This window comes from Nostoc sp. 'Peltigera membranacea cyanobiont' 232, from assembly GCF_002245985.1.
Classification (GTDB): domain Bacteria; phylum Cyanobacteriota; class Cyanobacteriia; order Cyanobacteriales; family Nostocaceae; genus Nostoc.
The window spans coordinates 67,465-87,956 of record NZ_NOLK01000007.1; the positions used below are offsets into that span (position 1 = coordinate 67,465).

General features: G+C 43.4%; 19 protein-coding genes. 7 read left to right on the forward strand and 12 right to left on the reverse strand.

The window, feature by feature from the left end; all coding sequences use genetic code 11:
* The first annotated feature begins 21 nt into the window (after window positions 1-21).
* The 3 genes from CDG79_RS04125 to CDG79_RS04135 all read left to right on the forward strand — a co-directional run bounded on the left by CDG79_RS04125 (window position 22) and on the right by CDG79_RS04135 (window position 3,081).
* Window positions 22-831, forward strand: a complete 810-nt coding sequence (locus CDG79_RS04125; protein WP_094340968.1) for a tetratricopeptide repeat protein — start codon at window positions 22-24, stop codon at window positions 829-831.
* Window positions 832-919: 88 nt separating this feature from the next.
* Window positions 920-2,191 (forward strand): glycosyltransferase, encoded by a 1,272-nt coding sequence (locus CDG79_RS04130; protein ID WP_094340971.1) that lies wholly within the window; start codon window positions 920-922, stop codon window positions 2,189-2,191.
* Between the two features lie 137 nt (window positions 2,192-2,328).
* Window positions 2,329-3,081, forward strand: a complete 753-nt coding sequence (locus CDG79_RS04135; RefSeq protein WP_094340973.1) for an FkbM family methyltransferase — start codon at window positions 2,329-2,331, stop codon at window positions 3,079-3,081.
* Window positions 3,082-3,199: 118 nt separating this feature from the next.
* Here the strand turns inward: CDG79_RS04135 and CDG79_RS04140 are convergent, their stop codons facing one another.
* The 4 genes from CDG79_RS04140 to CDG79_RS04155 all read right to left on the reverse strand — a co-directional run bounded on the left by CDG79_RS04140 (window position 3,200) and on the right by CDG79_RS04155 (window position 6,437).
* The gene (locus CDG79_RS04140; RefSeq protein WP_094340976.1) at window positions 3,200-3,655 is read right to left on the reverse strand and encodes a hypothetical protein; all 456 of its coding nucleotides are present in this window, start codon (window positions 3,653-3,655) and stop codon (window positions 3,200-3,202) included.
* The gene (locus CDG79_RS04145; RefSeq protein ID WP_094340979.1) at window positions 3,648-5,036 is read right to left on the reverse strand and encodes a cytochrome P450; all 1,389 of its coding nucleotides are present in this window, start codon (window positions 5,034-5,036) and stop codon (window positions 3,648-3,650) included. Before CDG79_RS04145 ends, CDG79_RS04140 begins: the two co-directional genes overlap by 8 nt.
* A gap of 74 nt (window positions 5,037-5,110) precedes the next feature.
* Window positions 5,111-5,926, reverse strand: coding sequence for a TIGR01548 family HAD-type hydrolase (locus tag CDG79_RS04150; protein ID WP_094340981.1), 816 nt, complete (start codon window positions 5,924-5,926; stop codon window positions 5,111-5,113).
* A 40-nt stretch (window positions 5,927-5,966) separates the two neighbouring features.
* Window positions 5,967-6,437, reverse strand: a complete 471-nt coding sequence (locus CDG79_RS04155; RefSeq protein ID WP_094340984.1) for a DUF29 domain-containing protein — start codon at window positions 6,435-6,437, stop codon at window positions 5,967-5,969.
* Window positions 6,438-6,675: 238 nt separating this feature from the next.
* On the opposite strand from CDG79_RS04155, the gene CDG79_RS04160 reads away from it, so the two are divergent.
* Window positions 6,676-6,975, forward strand: a complete 300-nt coding sequence (locus tag CDG79_RS04160) for a 30S ribosomal protein PSRP-3 (RefSeq protein ID WP_094333099.1) — start codon at window positions 6,676-6,678, stop codon at window positions 6,973-6,975.
* Window positions 6,976-6,985: 10 nt separating this feature from the next.
* On the opposite strand, the gene CDG79_RS04165 is transcribed toward CDG79_RS04160, so the two are convergent.
* The 4 genes from CDG79_RS04165 to atpD form a co-directional block, all read right to left on the reverse strand.
* Complete coding sequence (locus CDG79_RS04165) at window positions 6,986-8,749, reverse strand: serine/threonine-protein kinase (protein ID WP_094341026.1); 1,764 nt, start codon at window positions 8,747-8,749, stop codon at window positions 6,986-6,988.
* A 121-nt stretch (window positions 8,750-8,870) separates the two neighbouring features.
* On the reverse strand, window positions 8,871-11,000 hold the full coding sequence (locus tag CDG79_RS04170; protein WP_094340987.1) for an SPFH domain-containing protein: 2,130 nt from the start codon (window positions 10,998-11,000) through the stop codon (window positions 8,871-8,873).
* Window positions 11,001-11,153: 153 nt separating this feature from the next.
* Window positions 11,154-11,567 (reverse strand): ATP synthase F1 subunit epsilon, encoded by a 414-nt coding sequence (atpC, locus tag CDG79_RS04175; RefSeq protein WP_094341027.1) that lies wholly within the window; start codon window positions 11,565-11,567, stop codon window positions 11,154-11,156.
* A 129-nt stretch (window positions 11,568-11,696) separates the two neighbouring features.
* Window positions 11,697-13,145: a F0F1 ATP synthase subunit beta gene (gene atpD / locus CDG79_RS04180; RefSeq protein ID WP_094340989.1), complete on the reverse strand. Its 1,449-nt coding sequence runs from the start codon at window positions 13,143-13,145 to the stop codon at window positions 11,697-11,699.
* 460 nt (window positions 13,146-13,605) lie between these two features.
* On the opposite strand from atpD, the gene CDG79_RS04185 reads away from it, so the two are divergent.
* On the forward strand, window positions 13,606-14,427 hold the full coding sequence (locus tag CDG79_RS04185; RefSeq protein ID WP_094340991.1) for a SirB1 family protein: 822 nt from the start codon (window positions 13,606-13,608) through the stop codon (window positions 14,425-14,427).
* A gap of 175 nt (window positions 14,428-14,602) precedes the next feature.
* Here CDG79_RS04185 and CDG79_RS04190 read toward each other — a convergent pair whose 3' ends face one another.
* The gene (locus CDG79_RS04190; protein ID WP_094340992.1) at window positions 14,603-15,043 is read right to left on the reverse strand and encodes an SRPBCC family protein; all 441 of its coding nucleotides are present in this window, start codon (window positions 15,041-15,043) and stop codon (window positions 14,603-14,605) included.
* Window positions 15,044-15,243: 200 nt separating this feature from the next.
* On the opposite strand from CDG79_RS04190, the gene CDG79_RS04195 reads away from it, so the two are divergent.
* Window positions 15,244-16,896, forward strand: a complete 1,653-nt coding sequence (locus CDG79_RS04195) for a mechanosensitive ion channel (RefSeq protein WP_094340995.1) — start codon at window positions 15,244-15,246, stop codon at window positions 16,894-16,896.
* A gap of 347 nt (window positions 16,897-17,243) precedes the next feature.
* Here the strand turns inward: CDG79_RS04195 and CDG79_RS04200 are convergent, their stop codons facing one another.
* The gene (locus CDG79_RS04200) at window positions 17,244-17,849 is read right to left on the reverse strand and encodes a Uma2 family endonuclease (protein WP_094340998.1); all 606 of its coding nucleotides are present in this window, start codon (window positions 17,847-17,849) and stop codon (window positions 17,244-17,246) included.
* Window positions 17,850-18,169: 320 nt separating this feature from the next.
* Between CDG79_RS04200 and ygfZ the strand changes: the two genes are divergently transcribed.
* Window positions 18,170-19,165 carry a CAF17-like 4Fe-4S cluster assembly/insertion protein YgfZ gene (ygfZ, locus tag CDG79_RS04205; RefSeq protein ID WP_094341001.1) on the forward strand — a complete coding sequence of 332 codons (996 nt, stop codon included), beginning with the start codon at window positions 18,170-18,172 and terminating at the stop codon, window positions 19,163-19,165.
* A gap of 5 nt (window positions 19,166-19,170) precedes the next feature.
* Here the strand turns inward: ygfZ and CDG79_RS04210 are convergent, their stop codons facing one another.
* Window positions 19,171-20,079, reverse strand: coding sequence for a DUF5331 domain-containing protein (locus tag CDG79_RS04210; protein ID WP_094341004.1), 909 nt, complete (start codon window positions 20,077-20,079; stop codon window positions 19,171-19,173).
* 48 nt (window positions 20,080-20,127) lie between these two features.
* A complete protein-coding gene (locus CDG79_RS04215) occupies window positions 20,128-20,460 on the reverse strand; it encodes a (2Fe-2S) ferredoxin domain-containing protein (RefSeq protein ID WP_094341006.1) in 333 nt (110 codons plus the stop codon).
* Between the last annotated feature and the right edge of the window lie 32 nt (window positions 20,461-20,492).

A 20,492-nucleotide genomic window follows, 5' to 3' on the forward strand; every position in this document is an offset into this window, starting at 1 on the left:
TCAAGACACAGGTAAACCAAAATGATTAAGTTGATTGGTATTTTTCTCAGTCTATTACTCGTGTTTGGCTGGGGTACACCAGTTATGGCACAATCTCAAACGTCCAACAAGATTACAGAAGAACAATTAAAACAAGGTGATGAGTGGGCAAACCAGGCGTTTATAGCGACGAATCAAGGTAATTTTGCGACGGCTGAAACTTACTGGACAAAGATTATTGAGCAATTTGCCACTAATGCAGGGGCGTGGAGTAACCGGGGAAATTCGCGGGTAAGTCAGAATAAGTTACAAGAAGCGCTGGCAGATTATAACAAAGCTATAGAACTAGCACCGAATGTCACCGATCCATATTTGAATCGGGGAGCGGCGTTGGAAGGGTTAGGAAAATGGGATGATGCGATCGCAGATTATAATCATGTTCTAGAACTAGATCCTAATGATGCGATGGCTTACAACAATCGGGGTAATGCCAAAACAGGTTTAGGAAAATGGGAAGATGCGATCGTAGACTACAAAAAATCTAATGAGATAGCCCCAAATTTTGCCTTCGCCCGTGCTAACTACGCCCTCGCTCTTTATGAAACAGGTCAAAAAGAACAAGCAATCCGCGAGATGCGAAATATCGCCCGTAAATACTCCAAATTTGCTGATGTGCGTGCCGCCCTCACAGCTGCATATTGGGTAAATGGAGAACAAGGTGAAGCTGAAAGCAACTGGGTGGCAGCTTATGGACTTGATAGCCGCTATAAGGATATTGATTGGGTAAAAAATATCCGCCGTTGGCCGCCCAGCATGGTGACAGCTTTAGATAAGTTCTTGAAACTCCAATAGGCACTTTCAACTCAATAAAAATTTCTTTTCTTTGCCTATCTACCTCTTTTCTGGTATACATCATTGTAATCAACCAGAAGCAGTAACTATGACTCATTATGGACTGATTTGTCCAGCATCAACTGGTCATCTCAACACTATGCTTCCTTTGGGAAAAGAACTGCAAAATCGGGGTCATCAAGTTACCCTATTCGCCTTTTCCGATGCTCAACCAAAGACACTAGCCGCAGGATTAGAATTTAGGGCGATTGGCGAATCTCAGTTTCCTTCTGGGGTAATGTCAGAATCCTTGGCTAAGTTGGGGAAGTTGAGTGGACTTGCTGCATTGAAATATACCGTCAATCTGCTCAAAGAAGGGGCAGATGTTATGCTCAGGGATGCGCCACCAGCAATTAAAGAAGCGGGTGTGGACGCACTTTTAGTTGACCAAGTTATGCCGGAGGGAGGAAGCGTTGCAGAATTTTTAGGACTTCCCTTTATTACCATTTGCAGTGCTGTAGTACTTAATCGAGAAGAGAGTGTTCCCCCGTTTATCACAAACTGGAGCTATAACCGAGCTTGGTTGGCACAACTGCGTAACAGGGTGGGTTATAAGTTGTTGGATCGCATCGGCAAACCAATTAGAGAGGTAATAGCTGACTATCGCCGAGAGTGGAAGTTACCCCCACAGTTCACTGCCAATGAAAATTATTCTCTACTAGCTCAAATTAGTCAACAGCCTGCCCAATTGGAATTCCCAAGGGAAAATTTGCCCCAGTGCTTCCATTTCACAGGCCCTTATCATAGTCCAACGGGTCGGGAAGTTCCTGATTTTCCTTATGAAAAGTTAACTGAACAACCCTTAATTTACGCTTCAATGGGGACTGTCCAAAATCGCTTATTGGGAGTTTTCAAATCTATTGCTGAAGCTTGTAATGATTTGGATGCCCAACTAGTGATTTCGTTAGGTGGTTCTGCGACTCCAGAATCTCTGGGAAGTTTGCCGGGAAATCCGCTAGTTGTTGGTTATGCACCCCAATTGGAATTGCTGCAAAAAGCAACTCTCACCATTACCCACGCGGGGATGAATACTACTTTGGAATCACTGAATAATGGGGTACCAATGGTTGCTATTCCCGTTGCTAACGACCAACCAGGAATAGCAGCGCGTGTAGCTTGGGCTGGTGCTGGTGAGGCTATACCCCTGAGTCGTGTGAATGTTCCAAAGCTGCGAACTGCTATCCAAAAGGTGTTGACGGAAGATTCTTATAAACAGAATGCAGTCAGGTTACAAGAGGCGATTCAGAAAGCAGGGGGTGTAAGTCGAGCCATTGATATTGTGGAACAGGTTGTTGCTACAGGAAAGCCTGTTTTAGCTTAGAAAATCCCTAAAACGATTTTTAAGGCTAATTAATTAGCGTATGCAAAATTTTCATTTCAATTGCAAGTATACATTAAAGATAAAATGATTCTTTGCATAGAAACAGACCATAAAAAACTAAAAGGAGAGATTCCTAAATGAACATGGAAAAAATGGTTTTACCAAATAATTTAGAATGCTACTATCTTGGCAAAGAGGAAACAGAATATATATTCTCGGAAATATTTACTGAACAGCAATATTTTAGATATGGCATCACACTTAATGAAGGAGACTGCATTTTTGACGTAGGGGCAAATATTGGATTGTTTGCTCTGTTTGTCAGCCAATTCCAGAAGCAGGTAAAAATATTTGCTTTTGAACCAATAAAGCCAATATTTGATGTATTGCAAGCTAATACGATTTTGCATTCTCTTTCAAATATAACACTTTTAAATTATGGTTTGAGTTCAGAAAATAACTCTGTAAAATTATTTACTTTTTATCCAAATATGACCGGAAACTCAACAACGAAACCTTTAGAAAAATTACAGCAGCGTGAGGTGATGAATACAGTATTGAATAAAGATATGGTGGATTACTTGTTTAAAAGCGAAGAAGTTAGAGGTGAAATCAGAACTTTATCATCTGTAATTAATGAATTAGATATTAAGTCTATAGATTTGTTAAAAATAGATGTAGAAGGTGAGGAATATGAAGTATTGAAGGGTATAAACCCGAATGATTGGAGTAAAATTAAACAAATAGTCGCTGAAGTCCATGATATCGAAGGTAGAATAGATAAAATCCAAGTACTTCTTAAAAGTAATGGATTTAATATTAAAGTTGAAAAAAATAGTTTAATACCTTCTACACTCAACAATTTCAACTTATATGCTATACGTGGTTGAGGAATAAATTATAGCGAAAAAAGAGGGGTAAAAAATCAAGAGCATACTACGTTTTATTGGTACCAAAAATTATCCTTCTTTAGCGAAAGCAATTGAAGAAGCTTTTAATAAAGTGTCTTTAAAAGATATCCAAAGCTGGTTTACTCTCCATCACAGGATAAGCTGGAAATGGTGGCTTCATAGTCCAATAAGGATAGTCTACGTGTACCCCCATCTTTGTTGCACCAGGGTTGAGGATATGAGCGGAGAAACCACCCAGAGTCATATCTTTGCCCAAAATGGCTTCAATGACTGCGATCGCCATTGGGTGCTGTACCATCAACTCGAAAATTTCGCCCTTATACACTAAGCCGTATACTCGTTCTCTTTGTTCGTCAAGCAAAACTTTTCCTTGCAGTTTCTCTTTCTCGGCTAGTTGGAGAACAAGCGATCGCGCTTCTTGTGCTTGTGTCGGATTTAACACTTCAGGAATCAGGACATAACCTTTTCCTGCAATAATTTCATCTACTAGATTTGCAACGTCTTTCATGGTAAATGCCTCCTTGGCGATCGCATTTTCAAACTTTCTAAACAAAACTAGTCTCTCGGACTGCCTGATTTTGCTGGTGTTTCCCAGTCACCACCATCTGCACACCACCTCCTGGGCTAAATAAGAAACCCTTACGTACTGGCTGCACTGGTTTGCTATCAGCCAGTTCCATCTGCCAGCAAGACAGCACTGTTGCCAAAACCACCTTCATCTCAAATAGAGCAAATGCCATGCCAATACAGCGACGGTTCCCGCCACCAAAAGGCAAATACTCAGAAGTGGAAAACTGCCGTTCCAGAAAACGCTCTGGCTTAAATTGCTTCGACTGGGGATATAAATCTTCTCGATGATGGGTCAGGTAAATGCAAGGAATCACTAAAGTACCAGGATTTAACTCATAGCCCATGATTTCTAGAGGGGATTTTACCAAGCGATTTAATGCCAACGTTACCACTGGATACAGGCGCAGGGTTTCTGAACAAACAGCACTCAAATAAGGTAAACGCAAAATAGCATTTGGATCGGGGTTTTCGCCCAGGTTATCTAGTTCTTGGAGTAGTTTTGCACGCACCTCTGGCAAATGGTGAATCCAGTACAAAGCCCATGCTAAGGTTGTTGCAGTAGTTTCGTGACCCGCCGCTAAGAGAGTAATTAACTCATCGCGTAACTCTACATCACTCATTGCCTGCCCCTCTTCATCGCGAGCTGCCATCATCAAAGATAGGATATCAGTCCGAGATGGGTCAGGTTGCTCTTTGCGATCGCGAATCTCAGCATATATGAGTTCATCAATTTGCTGTCGTAAACGCAGGAATATACCCCAAGGACTCCAAGAACCTAAATCTCGTTGCAGTGATGGGAAAACAAGCATCATTGCCGTAACAAAAGGTTGCTGTGGATTCAGGATTTCCAGTAGCACTTCCTTGAGTTTTTCATAACGTGGCCCATCTGCTAGACCAAATACAGCTTTCAAAATCACCTCTAAGGAGATTTCTTGCATAGATGGCAGAACTGAAAAGGATTCCCCAACTTGCCATTGGCTAATCACTTGCTCTGTAATCTCGCGAGTTAACTGACCATAAGCCAGCATTCTTTCTCCATGAAAAGGGGGTGTCAACAACTTTCGTTGGCGCTGGTGAGGCTTACCTTCTAGAGCTAGTAGTGATTGCTTTCCCAATAAGGGCGATTTTATCCCTGCCTGTTCACCAGAGTCCAACTGTTTTGGATCTGTCGTAAAAATCTGCTGAATCGCCTGGGGATTACTAAAAAACACTTGAGGAGTAAAAACAGGGCCAATCCGAAGAGTGAAGATATCACCATAGCGTTTAGCACAGGCTTCCATGTATTCTAAGGGATTAGTTAACCACTGATACGTCTGTATCCAAGGGTGAGTTTGAGGGCCGTTAGGCAGTTTAAATGCAGACATTTTTATTAATCTCCCAATGATTAAAGCAAGATTGTTATCAGCAAGTCATTCATGCACCCCTAGCTTGATTAATCTTAGAACACAGTCTGGGCAGATGAACTTATCAATTCTTGAATCTGCCTTGGGGTCAATTCCTGCACATTACGCAAAACTACTGCTGCTCCAGCTGCTATTAGTGTCTCACCATAAGCATCACTACGCGATGCTGTTTCCTGCACATGGGGCGGTAAAACCCCTACACCAATCCAAGAGCGAGAAGAATCAAGACCCCGCGCTTTCTCCACGGTATACATATCTGCTACCGTATCTCCCACATACACGATCGCTAATCTTTCCTCAATTCCATTTTCTAATTCACGAACTGTCGCAAAAAGTCCAGTAGGGTCAGGTTTCCCTGGCGCATCTTCCATCGCAATCAACACCGGAGATTCCAAACCGAGGCGTTTTTCCAATACATAGTTAGCAGAAGCACGAGTTGCACCGCTAAAAAAGCCCCAAGCAATGTCAGCTTGGGTAAGTTGCTCTAAATAGCTAGGTTGTAATAATAAGGGTTCATTACAGATATACCCAGTAAAATTATTTGGGTCTGGGCCGCGGTAACGCGATTGGAAAAAAGCAACGATCGCATTGTAATCTAGTTGCAGTTGCTCGCGGGTCTGTTCTTGGGTTTCAAAGTAGCGGTAAATTAATTCTTGCGATGCTTCCCAATCGTTATTCCACACCCCTTCAGACTTCAACTGGTCAATATCTAGTGGGGTTGGGCGATATACTTGGGTAGTAAAATATTCTACAGTATCTGCGATCGCCCGGCGATAGGAACCGCCAACATCGCGCACAACACCATCAATATCGAAAATAACGATCGCTTTTGCAGAAGTTTGTTGAGTCATGAGGTAGGAAGCAAAAGAGTTTTACATCATCATAATGCGCTCATGGCTCAGGTAAAAAATCGGGGTCGAGGGCTTGCTCTGGCGTGAAGGGAGATTGTTCGGGGAAGGTAGGTAGATGTAATTCAGTTTCATCGGCAGCCAAGAGTCTCACATTGTCATAACACAGCCCAAAAACCTCATAGAAATAGGGTTTGAGGCTAGGACTTTCTTCTAGAGCTTCTCTGAGGCGTTTACGATGCTCCCGAATTGTGGCTCGCCAACTACCTGAGCGCTTCTCAGCTTGATATTTATACTTCAATAGATGCATTAGCACCACTTCCAAATTGCTTCTGAGTGCTTTCTTTTCACTCCTACCCATTGTTTCAATTTCATCAATCAAATTCTCTAAATCCAGTTCTGTGAGCCGACCTTGCTTGAGCAGTTCTGCTGTGCTTTGAATCCACAGGTAAAAATCTTGCTCGTACAAATCTGAATTAGATGTTATTTGAGATTGGGGCAGATGGGCAGTCACATTGCTTCGCTCCGAATTCAAAATTCAAAATTCAAAATTAACAGTAAAATCTTTGAGAGCCGGGTGAGATTATCACTCAGGTAAAAAATCGGGGTCAAGGTAAGCCTCTGTAGTTAGCGCCGACTAACCCTTATGCTAGCCCAATCCAATGAGTGTTTGGTCATTTGATAGGGTATTGCGTTAAAATAAGCGATCGCTATCCTAGTTCAGTAATGCCCGGAAATTCCCGGAGGTGTGATTGACCAAGTTTATTTTGAAAATTCTGTGGTTAGACGAAAACGTTGCTCTAGCAGTGGATCAAGTTGTAGGGAAAGGTACAAGTCCTTTGACTAAGTACTTTTTTTGGCCCAGAAATGATGCCTGGGAAGAGTTAAAAAAGGAATTAGAATCCAAACATTGGATTACTGACCTGGATCGTGTCGAGTTGCTTAACAAAGCAACAGAAGTGATTAACTACTGGCAAGAGGAAGGCAGAAACCGTCCAATGGCAGAAGCTCAGTTGAAATTTCCAGAAGTTGCCTTCACAGGTAGCGCCTGATATTACAATATTAGCGATTGCGCTGTTCTACAAACTGCCACAGTTTGATAGTCTTGTCTCTGCTGCCACTTGCAATTAATTGTCTAACTTTGCTCACAGCAACAGCAGATACTGAGTCTACATGACCAGAGAGAGTAACAATCTCTTCTGCTGTGCTTACCTTCCAAAGTTTAACTGTTTTATCGCAACTTGCACTTAGGAGTGTTTCGCCATCGGCAGTAAAAGCCACAGCCACCACAGACCAAGAATGGCCAACAAGTGTGCAAATTAGCTGACCAGTGTTTACCTCCCACAATTTAATAGTGTTATCATCACTACCCGTCGCCAAAATTTTCCCATCGGGACTAAAAGCGACTGTCAAAACCGCCCATGCATGACCCGAAAGGGTGCTTAACAAGCTATAGCATGGGCGGTTTTCAAATTTTTCCTCAAAGCTTCCAAATGCTCTCAATTGCCACAGGCGAATCGTTCTGTCATAGCTAGCGCTGGCTAAAATCTGGCCTTGAGGACTAAACGCTACTGAATTTACCTGTAATTGGTGTCCAGCGATGGTGTAAATTTCTCTGCCAGTATTTACATCCCAGAGTTTAATTGTCTTATCCCAGCTACCACTAGCGAGAATCTGCCCATCTGGACTGAAAGCAATTGATTTTACAGCGTGTGAGTGTCCCACTAAGGTGCAGATTTCCTTTAATGTCTCAACCTGCCACAACTTGATAGTTTTATCATCGCTAGCAGTTGCCAGAATTTTCCCATCAGGACTGAAAGCAACTGATTTTACAGCTTGAGAATGTCCTGATAAGGTAGCTAGAACTTTTTGGGTATTTAAATCCCACAATTTGATGTTTTTGTCATCACTTCCACTGGCTAAAGTGTAATCGTCAGGACTGATGGCAAGGGTATTCACACCACTTAATGTCCCGGAATGCCCAGTTAGGGTATGCAAGCATCGCCAAGGAGGATTTGGTAATTGCAAATTTTGAGTTTTACATTCCATACCCATTACTTGCATAACTTCATTAGCTGATTGAAAGCGGCGGTTAATAGCATTTTGCAGCAGCTTGTCGAGAATTTGCGCCAAGCGTAGACTCTTTGAGTCTTGTCGCCAGACATCGCTAACCTTGGTAGTAAGATATTGTTGCCAGACCCAACAATCATTAGCAATATCAAATAAATCAAAGGGCGGAATCTGAGTAAGTAAGTAAATACAAGTTACACCCAAGCTATATAAATCACTAGCAAAAACCGCTTTTCCTCTCGTTTGTTCTGGTGCAGCATATTCTGGGCTGCCAATACTGGTTTCAAATGTTAGCCGATCGATTTCTGTGACGATTTTTGCAGTGCTAAAATCGACTATGAAAAAATCCCCGTTCTTTGTAGTTGCGGATCTACGAATGATATTGTGGGGTTTGATATCGCGGTGAATGATATTGCGATCGCTCATAAACTGCAAAACTGGCAACAAATCTTCTAAAAGTTGCCAAATCTGAGTTTCATTAAAAGTGCCTTCCTCTTCAACCATCTGAGCTAAATTAGTGCCTGCAATAAACTCCTGCACTAAATAAAAATACCCATTATGTTGGAAATAAGCCAACAAAGCGGGAATTTGCGGATGTTTACCTAATTCTTCTAACTTTTGCGCCTTTTGCTGAAAAGTTTGATCTGTTTCAGATTCCAGCGATAATTCTTGAACAACGCAAGGAATTGGAGGAAACTGACCTTCGTCTACAGCGAGGAAGGTTTTGCAGAATCCCCCTTTACCAATTTGCTTCATTAAACGATAGCGTTCTTGTAACAGCAAAATTTCTCTGCCCGCAAGATGTCCACAAAAAGATATAGCCGTTTGTTTTTGTAAGGGCACAACAATGTTATGCCCCTAACTCATGTTCCTGATGTTACTTATCTACAGGGAAATTCACAACTATAGGTGGATAACCGTTTTCTGAGGTTGGTTGGGCTTTGGTAACTACTGGTTGTGGATGCAAAGGTGTTGGTGTCAATTCACCTTTACCAGTTTGATTCCATAAAATCATGGATAGTAGCCCATCCACTAAGCCGTTATTGCTACCGTTACTACCAACTAAGACATCCGGTATCAAGCGGACATTGCGATCGCCGATAATCTGCATTAGTTGCATTGCTGTATAACCTTGTGGCCCCAAAGCTTCCACACCAGCGCGGTAGGTTTCAGCTTTAGCGTTACCTGTGGCCCGAATACCTTCAGCCTCAGCAATTGCCCGGAGTTTTGTCCCCTCAGCTTCACCGTTCGCCTGTTTAATTTGGGCTTGGGCTTTTAGGTCAGCGATATGTACACTCTGCTCTGATTTCACCATTTCTTGCTGGATATTAGCCAGTGCTGTTTCCCGGACAAGCTGCTGCCGTTGGGTTTGCGCCATCTGCTGGACTTCATAAGTCTTGCGTTCTTCTTCGGCAATTTTTCGGTCTGTTTGTGTCTGCATTAACGACGCTGGTGGCAGAATATCACCAATCAGGGTGTCGATCGCTTGCACGTCATAAGCCCGCAATGCTGTTTTAATATACTCAGCAGCCTCAGCTTGTCGCTCACTCCGAGCCGTCAAAAAGTCCAGTACAGTATAGTCTTGGGCTGAGTTGCGGAAATAATTCCCGATAGTTGGTTCTAATACATGGTCTACGAGATTTTGCATGGCACCAACGCGAGAAATTACCTTCGGAGCATCTAAAGCACCGACATGGATAATTTGCGCTACTTCTAAATCAAAGGCAAACCCATCCCGCGATCGCACTGTTAAAGAAGCCAGTTTAGCATCATAGCTATGGCGTTCAGTCCGACCTGACCAGTTTAAAACGATGTTGGTCGTTGGCACTAGTTCAATCTTCATAATCCGGGAATTAATCGGGTGCTTACCAGGATATAGCGGTTCGACCCACACACCTTTGTGTCCCTGATTCACCAAATTACCGTGGGTGAAAGCTGCACCGCTAACATCTTGATGGGCCTTACCCACGAAAGAAATCACTACACCCACATATCCAATGGGAATTTCCGTCATCGGTACTTGCTCAACCTGGACAAACCAAGGATTCAAGTTCCAAGAACCAGAAAGTAAAGTTTGCTCTTGTAAACCTCGCCGCCCACCGCCATTAATAAATTTCTGACCATTTTGGAAGTTGTTGTGTTCTTCAATTATCGGGCCTGCGAGTTCACCAGCAGAAATTGGTACACCATCTAAAGTAGTAACAATGCCAACTTTGTCAGATGCCAGACTATACACTCGCAGTTGTTCTGGAGTCATGCCATGAGCGCTGGCATTTGATGCCATGATGACTTTAAACAGGGCGGTGTTAATCCTGTAGGTACCTGCGGTGAGAAAACCCATCTGCCGCCCTTTTTCCCCACCTTGAGTAAGGAATTTTCGAGCATCTTGGAAGTTGTCACAACCCACGATTTTACCCAAAATCCGCTCTGGTGGGTTGGATGCACCATCTGCTGCCACAATTAAAGCGATTTCCCCTTGGGGAACGACAATTACCGCTTCTTTTTTTACAGAATACTGCCAAGGCCAATAGCCCCAGTGCCAACCAGGAGGCAGAGTATCTGCCTGTAAACCTGCTTCACCATTGAGAGCAATCAATCCTCCGGCTGGGATTCCGCGCCCGGAAAGGGTAAATTTTCTGACCACAATGCCAACTTCACGTTCGCCAATAACCACTAGTCCGCCAAAGAATAGGGGGACGAATATGACTAAACCACCGACAAGTACGATGGGAACCAGTCCAAAAGGATTAATTCCAGCAGCTTGATATTTAGTGCTACTAATTTGTAACTGAGCAATATTTGGTGTGGTCTGATTTAGCTGGACTGATACCGAAGTTATTTCTTTTGCAGTAGTTGTTTTTACAGGAGTAGCATTGGCAGAATGAATACTGCTAGCGATCGCCAAAGACGTTGGCGCAGCCATCGCTAACGTTGCTACGATAGATGCTGCAAAACGAGCTACCTTATTTTGTTTACGAGTGCCAAGCAAAGATGAAAAGCTTTTCATAACTTGTGCCCATTTGGGCAACTAATTAGCTAACTTAACACTTCACTAGGGCTTGCCTCGATTTCTTAAACTTGACGTAATTTTTTTAAAATTTAATAAATAACTTGTAGGTTGGGAAATGTCCAACCTACAAAGTTGAAATAGAAAGTTAAATTAGACCGAACCGCCAGCAGCTTGAAACCGAGTGCGGGCGCGTTTGAAGGCTTGATTTGCCTTAATTTGGGCTTGGCGATCGTCAGCTGAGACTTGATTCAGTCCTGCTTCTGCTTGGTTGTAAGCAGCACGAGCTTCTTCTAGGTTAATTTTGTCGCCACGTTCAGCGCCGTTAACCAGAATTGTCACTTCATTTTCTTCGACTTCGGCAAAGCCACCCAAAAGGGCGATCGCTTCCCAATTCTGATTTTTCGCGGCACGGACTCGCATTACACCAGTATCTAGAGCAGTCAAAAGTGGTGCGTGTCCGGTGAGGATACCTAGTTGACCGGTAGTGCTAGGCAAAACTACTTCTTCAGCTGGAGCATCCCAGACTGTTTTATCTGGAGAAATTACCCGAACGGTTAATGTCATTTGTCTTTTGTCCTTTGTCTGTTGTCTTTTGTCTTTTGTCCTTTGTCTTTCGTAATTGCCATTAGTCATTAGTAGTTGAACTAATGACCAATGACTAATGACTAATGACCAATGACCAATGACTAATGACTAACCTTTGATTTTTTCAGCTTTAGCGATCGCTTCGTTGATATCGCCAACCAAGTAGAAAGCCTGTTCTGGCAAAGCATCTAACTCACCAGACAGAATCTTTTGGAAGCCTTTGATGGTATCTTCCAACTTCACATACTTACCAGGAGAACCGGTAAATACTTCTGCGACAAAGAACGGCTGAGACAAGAAGCGCTCAACTTTCCGCGCCCGGGCCACGATGAGACGGTCATCTTCAGACAATTCATCTAAACCAAGAATGGCGATAATGTCTTGGAGTTCTTTATAACGTTGCAGAGTTGATTGCACCGCCCGCGCAGTATTGTAGTGTTCGTCACCCACAATATTTGGTTGGAGCATGGTGGAAGTTGAATTAAGCGGGTCAACTGCGGGGTAAATTCCCTTGGATGCCAAACCGCGAGACAGCACTGTTGTACCGTCCAAATGGGCGAAGGTGGTAGCAGGTGCGGGGTCGGTGAGGTCATCCGCAGGTACGTATACTGCCTGAATGGAGGTAATGGAACCCTCTGTAGTCGAGGTAATCCGCTCTTGCAGTTCGCCTACGTCGGTTCCCAATGTGGGCTGATATCCTACTGCAGAAGGCATCCGACCTAGTAGCGCGGATACTTCCGAACCTGCTTGTACAAACCGGAAGATATTATCAATAAACAGCAGCACATCCTGCTTGTTCACATCCCGGAAGTATTCTGCTACTGTCAAGCCCGAAAGACCAACCCGCATTCTCGCTCCGGGTGGTTCGTTCATTTGACCGTAAACTAGAGCAATTTTTGATTCGTTGAGGTTGTCTTTGTTGATAACTCCAGATTCCATCATTTCGTTGTAGAGGTCATTGCCTTCACGGGTGCGTTCACCCACGCCAGCAAATACGGATACTCCACCATGCTGAGTAGCGATGTTGTTGATCAATTCCATCATGATCACGGTTTTACCAACACCAGCACCGCCGAATAGACCAATCTTACCGCCGCGTCGATAGGGAGTCAGAAGGTCAACAACTTTAATCCCAGTTTCAAACACCGAAGGTTTGGTTTCCAGGTCAGTGAATTTGGGAGCCGAGCGGTGGATGGGTAGAGTTGCTTCAGCATTTACTGGGCCTCTGTTGTCCACGGGTTCGCCAAGGACGTTGAAAATTCGACCCAAGGTGGCTTTACCAACTGGCACGCTGATAGGAGCGCCTGTATCGGTAACTTCAAAACCGCGCACTAAGCCTTCTGTGGAACTCATCGCAACAGTCCGCACCTGATTGTCGCCCAGCAGTTGCTGTACTTCAATGGTGATGTTGATTTCCTGTCCAGCTTCATTGGTGCCTTTGATTTTCAAAGCGTTGTAGATTTGTGGCAATTTCCCGCCGGGAAATTTAACGTCTACAACTGGGCCAATGATTTGGGTAATGTAGCCAATGTTTGTTTTTTCTGCGGTTGTGACCATGCTGCGCCTAATGAGTGAAGCTAGATTTCAGATAAGGTCGGAGAAGACATAAAATTAAGCAATGTCACCTTTCAGATTAGCACTGAACGCCCCCACCTTCGCCTTAAATTGATCTTTAAGACTGGGGCTTGGGGATCAAAATTAAGGTAAGTTTTAGCATGGGCACTAGGAAAGACTCAAAATTAAAACTGGCGTGTCATGATGATTCTAGACACAACACTTAGGAATTACGCAAAACTATACACGGTAGAGTCCCTTGTTTCGATCTCACGGTTCAAATTATTGAAGGCAGAATTAGTGTTTCAGGCTTTCTCAGAATTGCGATCGCCTGACATCCAGTGCAATTCAGTAGTTTATTAGAATTATAAAGTGTTTAGATATAAAAAATTGTTTTCAGCCAAACCCAATCCAGCATTGGGTTTGGCTGTAGTTTCATCACACTTTCACCGAGCAACAGCTTATGAATTTCTCGTCAGCGCGACAATATTTTTATCAGGAGATTCAGCAGGCTGACGAAAACATTGACCTAGCAAAGGCAGCTTTGTATATCGCCCAAGAAGAATATCCTAAGTTAGACCCAGAGGAATATCTTAATGCCCTTGATACAATGGCATGGGAGCTTCAAGAACGCCTGCCTGATTCACGATATCCTTTGCGGATAGTTCAAAGTATTAATCAGTATCTCTACAATGATTTAAAATTTTCTGGTAACGAAATTGACTATTACGATCCGCGCAATAGCTTTTTTAATGATGTCATTGACCGCCGATTGGGGATTCCCATAACCTTGGCGTTGGTTTATCTGGAGGTTGCCAGACGGATTGATTTTCCGATGGTGGGTGTAGGGATGCCAGGACATTTCCTGATTCGTCCAGATGTTCCAGATATAGAGATTTTCGTCGATGCCTTCAATGGCGGTGAAATAATATTTGCCCAAGATTGCGAAGAACTGCTGTCTCAACTTTATCAGCGACCTGTTACCATACAACCAGAATTTTTAGCTGTAGTCAGTAATCGGCAATTTTTGGCCCGAATGCTGACAAATATAAAACTTATCTACCTCAAACAACAAGAATTAGAAAAAACCCTAGCAGCGATTGAACGAATTTTGTTACTGTTTCCTAATTTAACTTTAGAATTGCGCGATCGCGGCTTAATCTCCTATCAACTCGGTCGCTACCCCCAAGCAGTAAACGACTTACAAAATTATTTAGCAGCAGTTCCTGATGCCCAGGATGCATCAATGATTCGGCGGCTACTGACCGAGTTGGGTAAGGACTAGGGAATGGGGATTGGGGACTGGGAAACAGAGGAGAAAGAGGTAATTCTTAATGGGTAAGGACTAGGGAATGGGGATTGGGGACTGGGAAACAGAGGAGAAAGAGGTAATTCTTAATTCTCCCCCTTACCCCAGCTAAGTGCCCCTCTGCCTTTTGTGCCCAATTACGAATTACGAATTACGAATTTTCTGCGACTCGTTTCAGGCGGCGGAGTTGGGCTTGCATATCTGCTTTTGTCCAAGATGCAGCAAAGGTGTTGAAACCCCAACTCACTAAGGGGTTAGGAATATCGAACTCAAAACGGTTTAGTAGAAGCGTTCCCTTTTCTGTGGGTTGACATTCCCAGCGATCGCGCCCTTGAAAAAATCCCTGGAATTCCCAGACTACCAAACCTGGTTGTCGTTCCACAACTACGCTATTCAACGTGGGTTTTAGCAGAGGAATTTGAATGATAAAACGACTTTGACTGCCTACATCAGTACTCCAAGCTTCACCCACAGGTTCGCAACGGAGGACGGGGTTGAGCCAGCGTTGCATAAGAGCTAAATCGCTAATACAGCGCTCCACCACCGTAGCTGTAGCATTAATTTGAATTGATTGTTCTAAAACTTGCGGCATTCCACATCTTCGATGCTGTTGCTGCAATTAGAGTAACGCAAAATTCGCCATTGTCAGTAGATTAAATCAAATATTTAGTAACAAAGTCAAAAATTCCTCTTGATATCAATGCGATAGATGTATGTTTTTACTGGTAAATTGATAGGCAAAACACTTACTCAGTGTTTGCGGCGAATACTTAAGCTTAATTTCCGAAAACCATGAACACAACTTGGCAAGGAATAACCCAGGTGATAGGAGTTGGTTTGCCCATGAGGGTGCAGCAATTTTTGGCACAATCGCCCAGTCTGCAACCGATACAACCAGCAGTGAATCAAGGAATCGCTAATGTACAAGGTATTGTTCAACAGATAATTCTGTTTACGCCCCGTCTACTGGGGGCGGTAGCAATTTTGTTGGTAGGTTGGCTAATTGCAGCGATCGCAGCTGCGGTGACGCGAGGAATCCTCAATCGCACAAATATAGATAATCGCATTGCCGCAGGGGTAACAGGTCGTCAAGATGTTCCTCAAGTGGAGAAATTAATCTCCAGCTTAGTCTTTTGGAGCATTATCCTATTGACGGCGGTAGCTGTTTTACAGACGTTGGATCTGGAGGTAGCCTCTCGACCCCTCAATAATTTTCTCAATCAACTTATTGGCTTTTTGCCAAATTTGGTTGGTGCTGGAATCCTTTTAGGAACCGCCTGGTTTTTAGCAACCATTGTGAAGATTATCACTGTGCGCTCGTTACAGGCATTTAATCTGGATGAGCGTTTGAATCCAGAACCAGAAGACAGGACACCTAGCCTGAATCAGTTGTCTCTGAGTGACACCATTGGTAATGCTCTGTATTGGTTTATATTTTTACTGTTTCTCGCCCCAGTTTTAGATACTCTCGGACTAAGACAGGCTCTACAACCAGTACAAGCTCTGATTACAGAGGTTCTGCTAATTCTGCCAAACATTTTAGCGGCGGCGCTAATTGCTGTAGTTGGCTGGTTTATAGCTAATGTGGTGCGTCGGATTGTGACGAACTTGTTGGCAACAACTGGGATCGATCATTTAGGTAGTCGTTTGGGATTATCTGCGGCTGCGGGGGTGCAACCTCTATCGAATATTCTCGGCACAATTGTCTATGTTTTGATTTTGATTCCTGTGGCGATCGCAGCGCTTAATGCCTTGCGAATTGATGCGATCTCTGTCCCTGCGATCGCTATGCTACAACAGATTCTTAACGCTCTCCCTGCCATCTTTACAGCCGTGGCAATTTTAATTGTTGCCTATTTCGTGGGGCGGTTTGTCGCAGATTTGGTTACAAGTATCCTCACCAATTTAGGCTTTAATAACATTTTCACTATTTTGGGTCTAACAACACCAGCTAGACGCATCGAAATTTCAACCGAACCAACAATTGCCCATACCCCAAGCCGCACTCCATCGGAAATTGCAGGTATTGTTGCCTTAGTGGGTATCATGCTGTTTGCAACGGTGGCGGCGGTGAATATCTTGAATATCGCAGCCCTGACAGCATTAGTGTCTGGGATTGTGATTATATTCGGGCGGATTTTGGCGGGATTGGTAATCTTTGCCATTGGCTTATTCCTGGCAAATCTGGCTTTTAATATCATTACCAGTTCCGGCGAACGTCAGGCAGAGATTTTGGGACAAGTAGCGCGAATTGCCATTATTGCTTTAGTCTCTGCAATGGCACTGCAACAGATTGGAGTTGCCAGTGATATTGTGAATTTAGCCTTTGGACTTTTATTAGGTGCGATCGCAGTTGCTATTGCCTTAGCCTTTGGTCTTGGAGGGCGCGATATTGCCCGCGAGCAAGTTCAAGAATGGCTAAACTCTTTCAAAAGTAGAAACTAAAAGTTGATAAAGGTGCAATTTCGTCTGTAAATCTCGCAAGAGTACAGCCATAAGCATCAATAGTGCAGAAAATCTGCTTAAGATATTGAAAGTTAGAGCTTAAAAACTCGGAGTTTGAGTGGAGAATTTGATATTTCGAGTTCTAAAGCTCAAGTTCCGAGTTCTGAAGCTCACCGCTTTCAAAAACAAGAGATACAGCAGATTTAAAGTTGGGGAGCTACAAAATAATCGATAGCAGAGAGCGATCGCACTGAAGAAGTCAAACTGGTAATGGAAAATATTTCTCAATGGGTAGGAATTGATGTTGGTAAAGCCATGAAGACCGCAGTTCTGGGGGCAGGACACACTTAACGAGGAAGAATATCATCTAGGCGAAGTTGAAGACGGGGCAGAAGTGGTGATTTTATTAATTGATTTAATCGATATTGTTGTAAGATATAAGTATCTTCAACTAGTTGATATACAGTGAAAGTAGGTTGTTTCGGTTTACCAATAAATGCGACTCCACCCAATCCTCGATAATCTACAATCCAATATTCAGCAATGCCTAAAAGTGCATACTCCTCAACTTTGCGAGCATAGTCAGTTTCCCAGTTAGTACTAACAACTTCAACCACCAGCTTAATTGAACGTCCCAGCGTAATTACGGGTTCTCGCTCCCAAAGAGGTTCGCGGTGAAGAACAGTTTCATCAAGAACCACAACATCAGGACGACGAACTGTGGCTGCATCCGCGAAAGGGTAAATTAAACAAGTGCGAGGAATAAACCAGGGGAGTTGTTCTGTAACAATATGTATACCAATTTGGGTTGCAACTTTACCACTCACCGTTTCATGAGGGCCAGTGGGTTCCATATTAATTAGTTCTCCGTCTGCTAATTCATAGTGGGTATTCTCTCGGTATTGGGACAGAAAATCTTCTGTAGTGAGGGTTTTTTGGGAGATATATGTCATTATCCTGAAAGTATGTTGTTTTAATCTTAAAGTATCTAACCAATGGGGAAGCGCCATTACACAGGGCGCTTGATTATTTTATAAAAGCTAAATTTTCAAGTTAGCTTATTTTTCCAAGCGATCGCACTCTTGTTCTGTCTGCTTCTAAAAGGTACTATTTCTCGTGTTTTTCTATGGAAGTGACCAGAACGCAACTAACACAAGGTACTTTGCCAATGCACTTCAGTTACAAGAAAACCGGAGGTACGTTGAAGCCGGAAACGCTTATTTGCTAAGATTTCCAGTGCGACAACATTAAAACAGGGCAAGTTCTCACCACCATGCCAACATCTACAATTGACGATAAAGACGCAGCAGCTATCCAAGCGGCTAGAGTTGGGGTTGCAATATGCGATCGCACCGCTTGGGGACGCATCAAAGTGGCTGGCGACGATCGCCTCAATTTTTTACACAATCAAAGTACTAACAATTTCCAAATACTCAAGCCAGGACAAGGTTGTGATACGGTTTTTGTGACTTCCACAGCTAGAACAATTGATTTAGCAACCGCCTACGTTAGAGAAGATGCAGTAATCCTGCTGGTTTCGCCCAGCCGCCGCCAATATCTCATGGAATGGCTGGATAAATATATTTTCTCTGCCGACAAGGTGAAATTATCTGATATCACAAAATATACCAACACCTTCAGCCTCATTGGCCCAGGAAGCGACGCTGTTTTAGAAAAGTTGGGTATTGGCGAACTCATTGGGCAACCTTATGCTAGTCACAAAGTATACACGATCGCTCCGGCTGAGGGAGTGCGGGTTGCTGTGGGTAGTGGATTAGCTGCACCTGGATACACCTTTACTTTCCCATATACTGACAAAGAAACGGTGTGGAACAAATTGTTAGAAGCTGGGGCGGTAGAGATGAGCGATCGCGCTTGGGATACATTGCGAATACTACAAGGTCGCCCCGCCCCAGATTCCGAACTCACAGATGATTACAATCCTCTGGAAGTTGGTTTATGGCAAACAATTTCTTTTACTAAAGGTTGCTATATTGGGCAAGAAACCATCGCGCGGTTAAATACATATAAAGGTGTAAAACAACACCTTTTGGGTATCCGCCTCAGTGCCCCTGTGGAAGTTGGAAGTGCGATCGCAGTTGGAGATGAAAAGGTCGGCAAACTTACCAGTTACACAGAAACGGCTGATGGTTATTTTGGACTAGGTTACATTCGCACCAAAGCTGGTGGCGTAGGCTTAAAAGTTAAAGTGGGAGAAACTGAAGGTGAAGTCATAGAAATCCCCTTTGTTTCTCACGAGTACCCGTAAGTAATTCAAGTCAAAATATCTTCTTCTTTATTCCTAGTGCCATAACAAAATTCATCTACCCAAGAAGCTAAACTACGGGCATTAGTGGTTGGTATCACTTTGCTTTTAACCTCTTGTGGTTGAATATTCGGTTGTTTACCGTTGCTTTTAACCTCAGTAGTAATTGCTAGCGATCGCACTGATTTGCCATTACTGTTAATCTCGGTTGTAATTGCCAGCAATGCGCCTACAGGGATTCGGACAGATGGCGCGTTGCTTTTAACCTCGTTAGCTAGCGCCACAGATGGCATAGTTTTTGCTTTGCTGTTAACTTCGGTAATCATTGTCAGCGCAGAGTGCGATCCTATAGGTTGATATTCCCTTATAAAACCGGGGGATGGCGTTTTTATCGGAGTATCTGGAGCAATTTTAGTTGCATTTGCTACTACCAACTCAGGTTTGCGGGTGCGAACTACTTCAGTGTTAGCTGTAAACAATGGCACTACTTGATTGGGCCGTGACAAGTTGGAGTCTAGAGTCTTGGCAAGAGAATGAAGCGCAATCTTGCTGGCAGTTACAGATGATAATAGATGTTTATCCTCAGAATGCTTCTCATCTGGCAACTCACTTGCCACTTGGCTTGTAGTCATAGAATGGTCTAATTTTATTAAACGTAACTCTTCATCAGGATTGAAGTTAAGACCTAAAGCAGCGACTATTTTATCTGGATCGTTATTCAAATCCATCATAAAAGCAAGTATTTCATCAAACTGGGGTTCTAAAACAGACAGTGTTGCCAAAATAAAACCGGACAAAGGACGGCGTAGACCATCGTAAGTCCCCCAAATTCGCATTTTCACCAGCCAGGTAATATTTTGGCTGTAGTAAACAAGCCAATTTTGTTTTAAGGATTGACGCAGCTGCTGGATATTCATTGGATGCCTCACTTCAGTCAACAAGATTACAGACTTTGATATTGCTAATTAATTTGATCTCTGGGGATGAAACCGATAATAGAGCATCTGTTCGACTCTTTGACCACCTAGTAAATGATTTTCTATCAGTAGAGATACTTCATCGGGTTGAACGCCGCTATACCAGACCATATCGGGTAATACCAGCACCATCGGCCCATTGCCACATTGTCCTAAACAGCTGCTAGCCGTTACCGTTACATCAGGGGTTGGGAAAGCCGTAAAAGCTGCTAATACCTTGGCCGCACCTTGCTTTTTGCAGGTACGATTTTGACAAACCCGCACACATTTAGAAGAAGAGGGTTGGTCTATTGTGGGCAAGTTTGATGGTTGAGTTGTCATTTGTCCTTTGTCCTTTGTCCTTTGTCATTCGT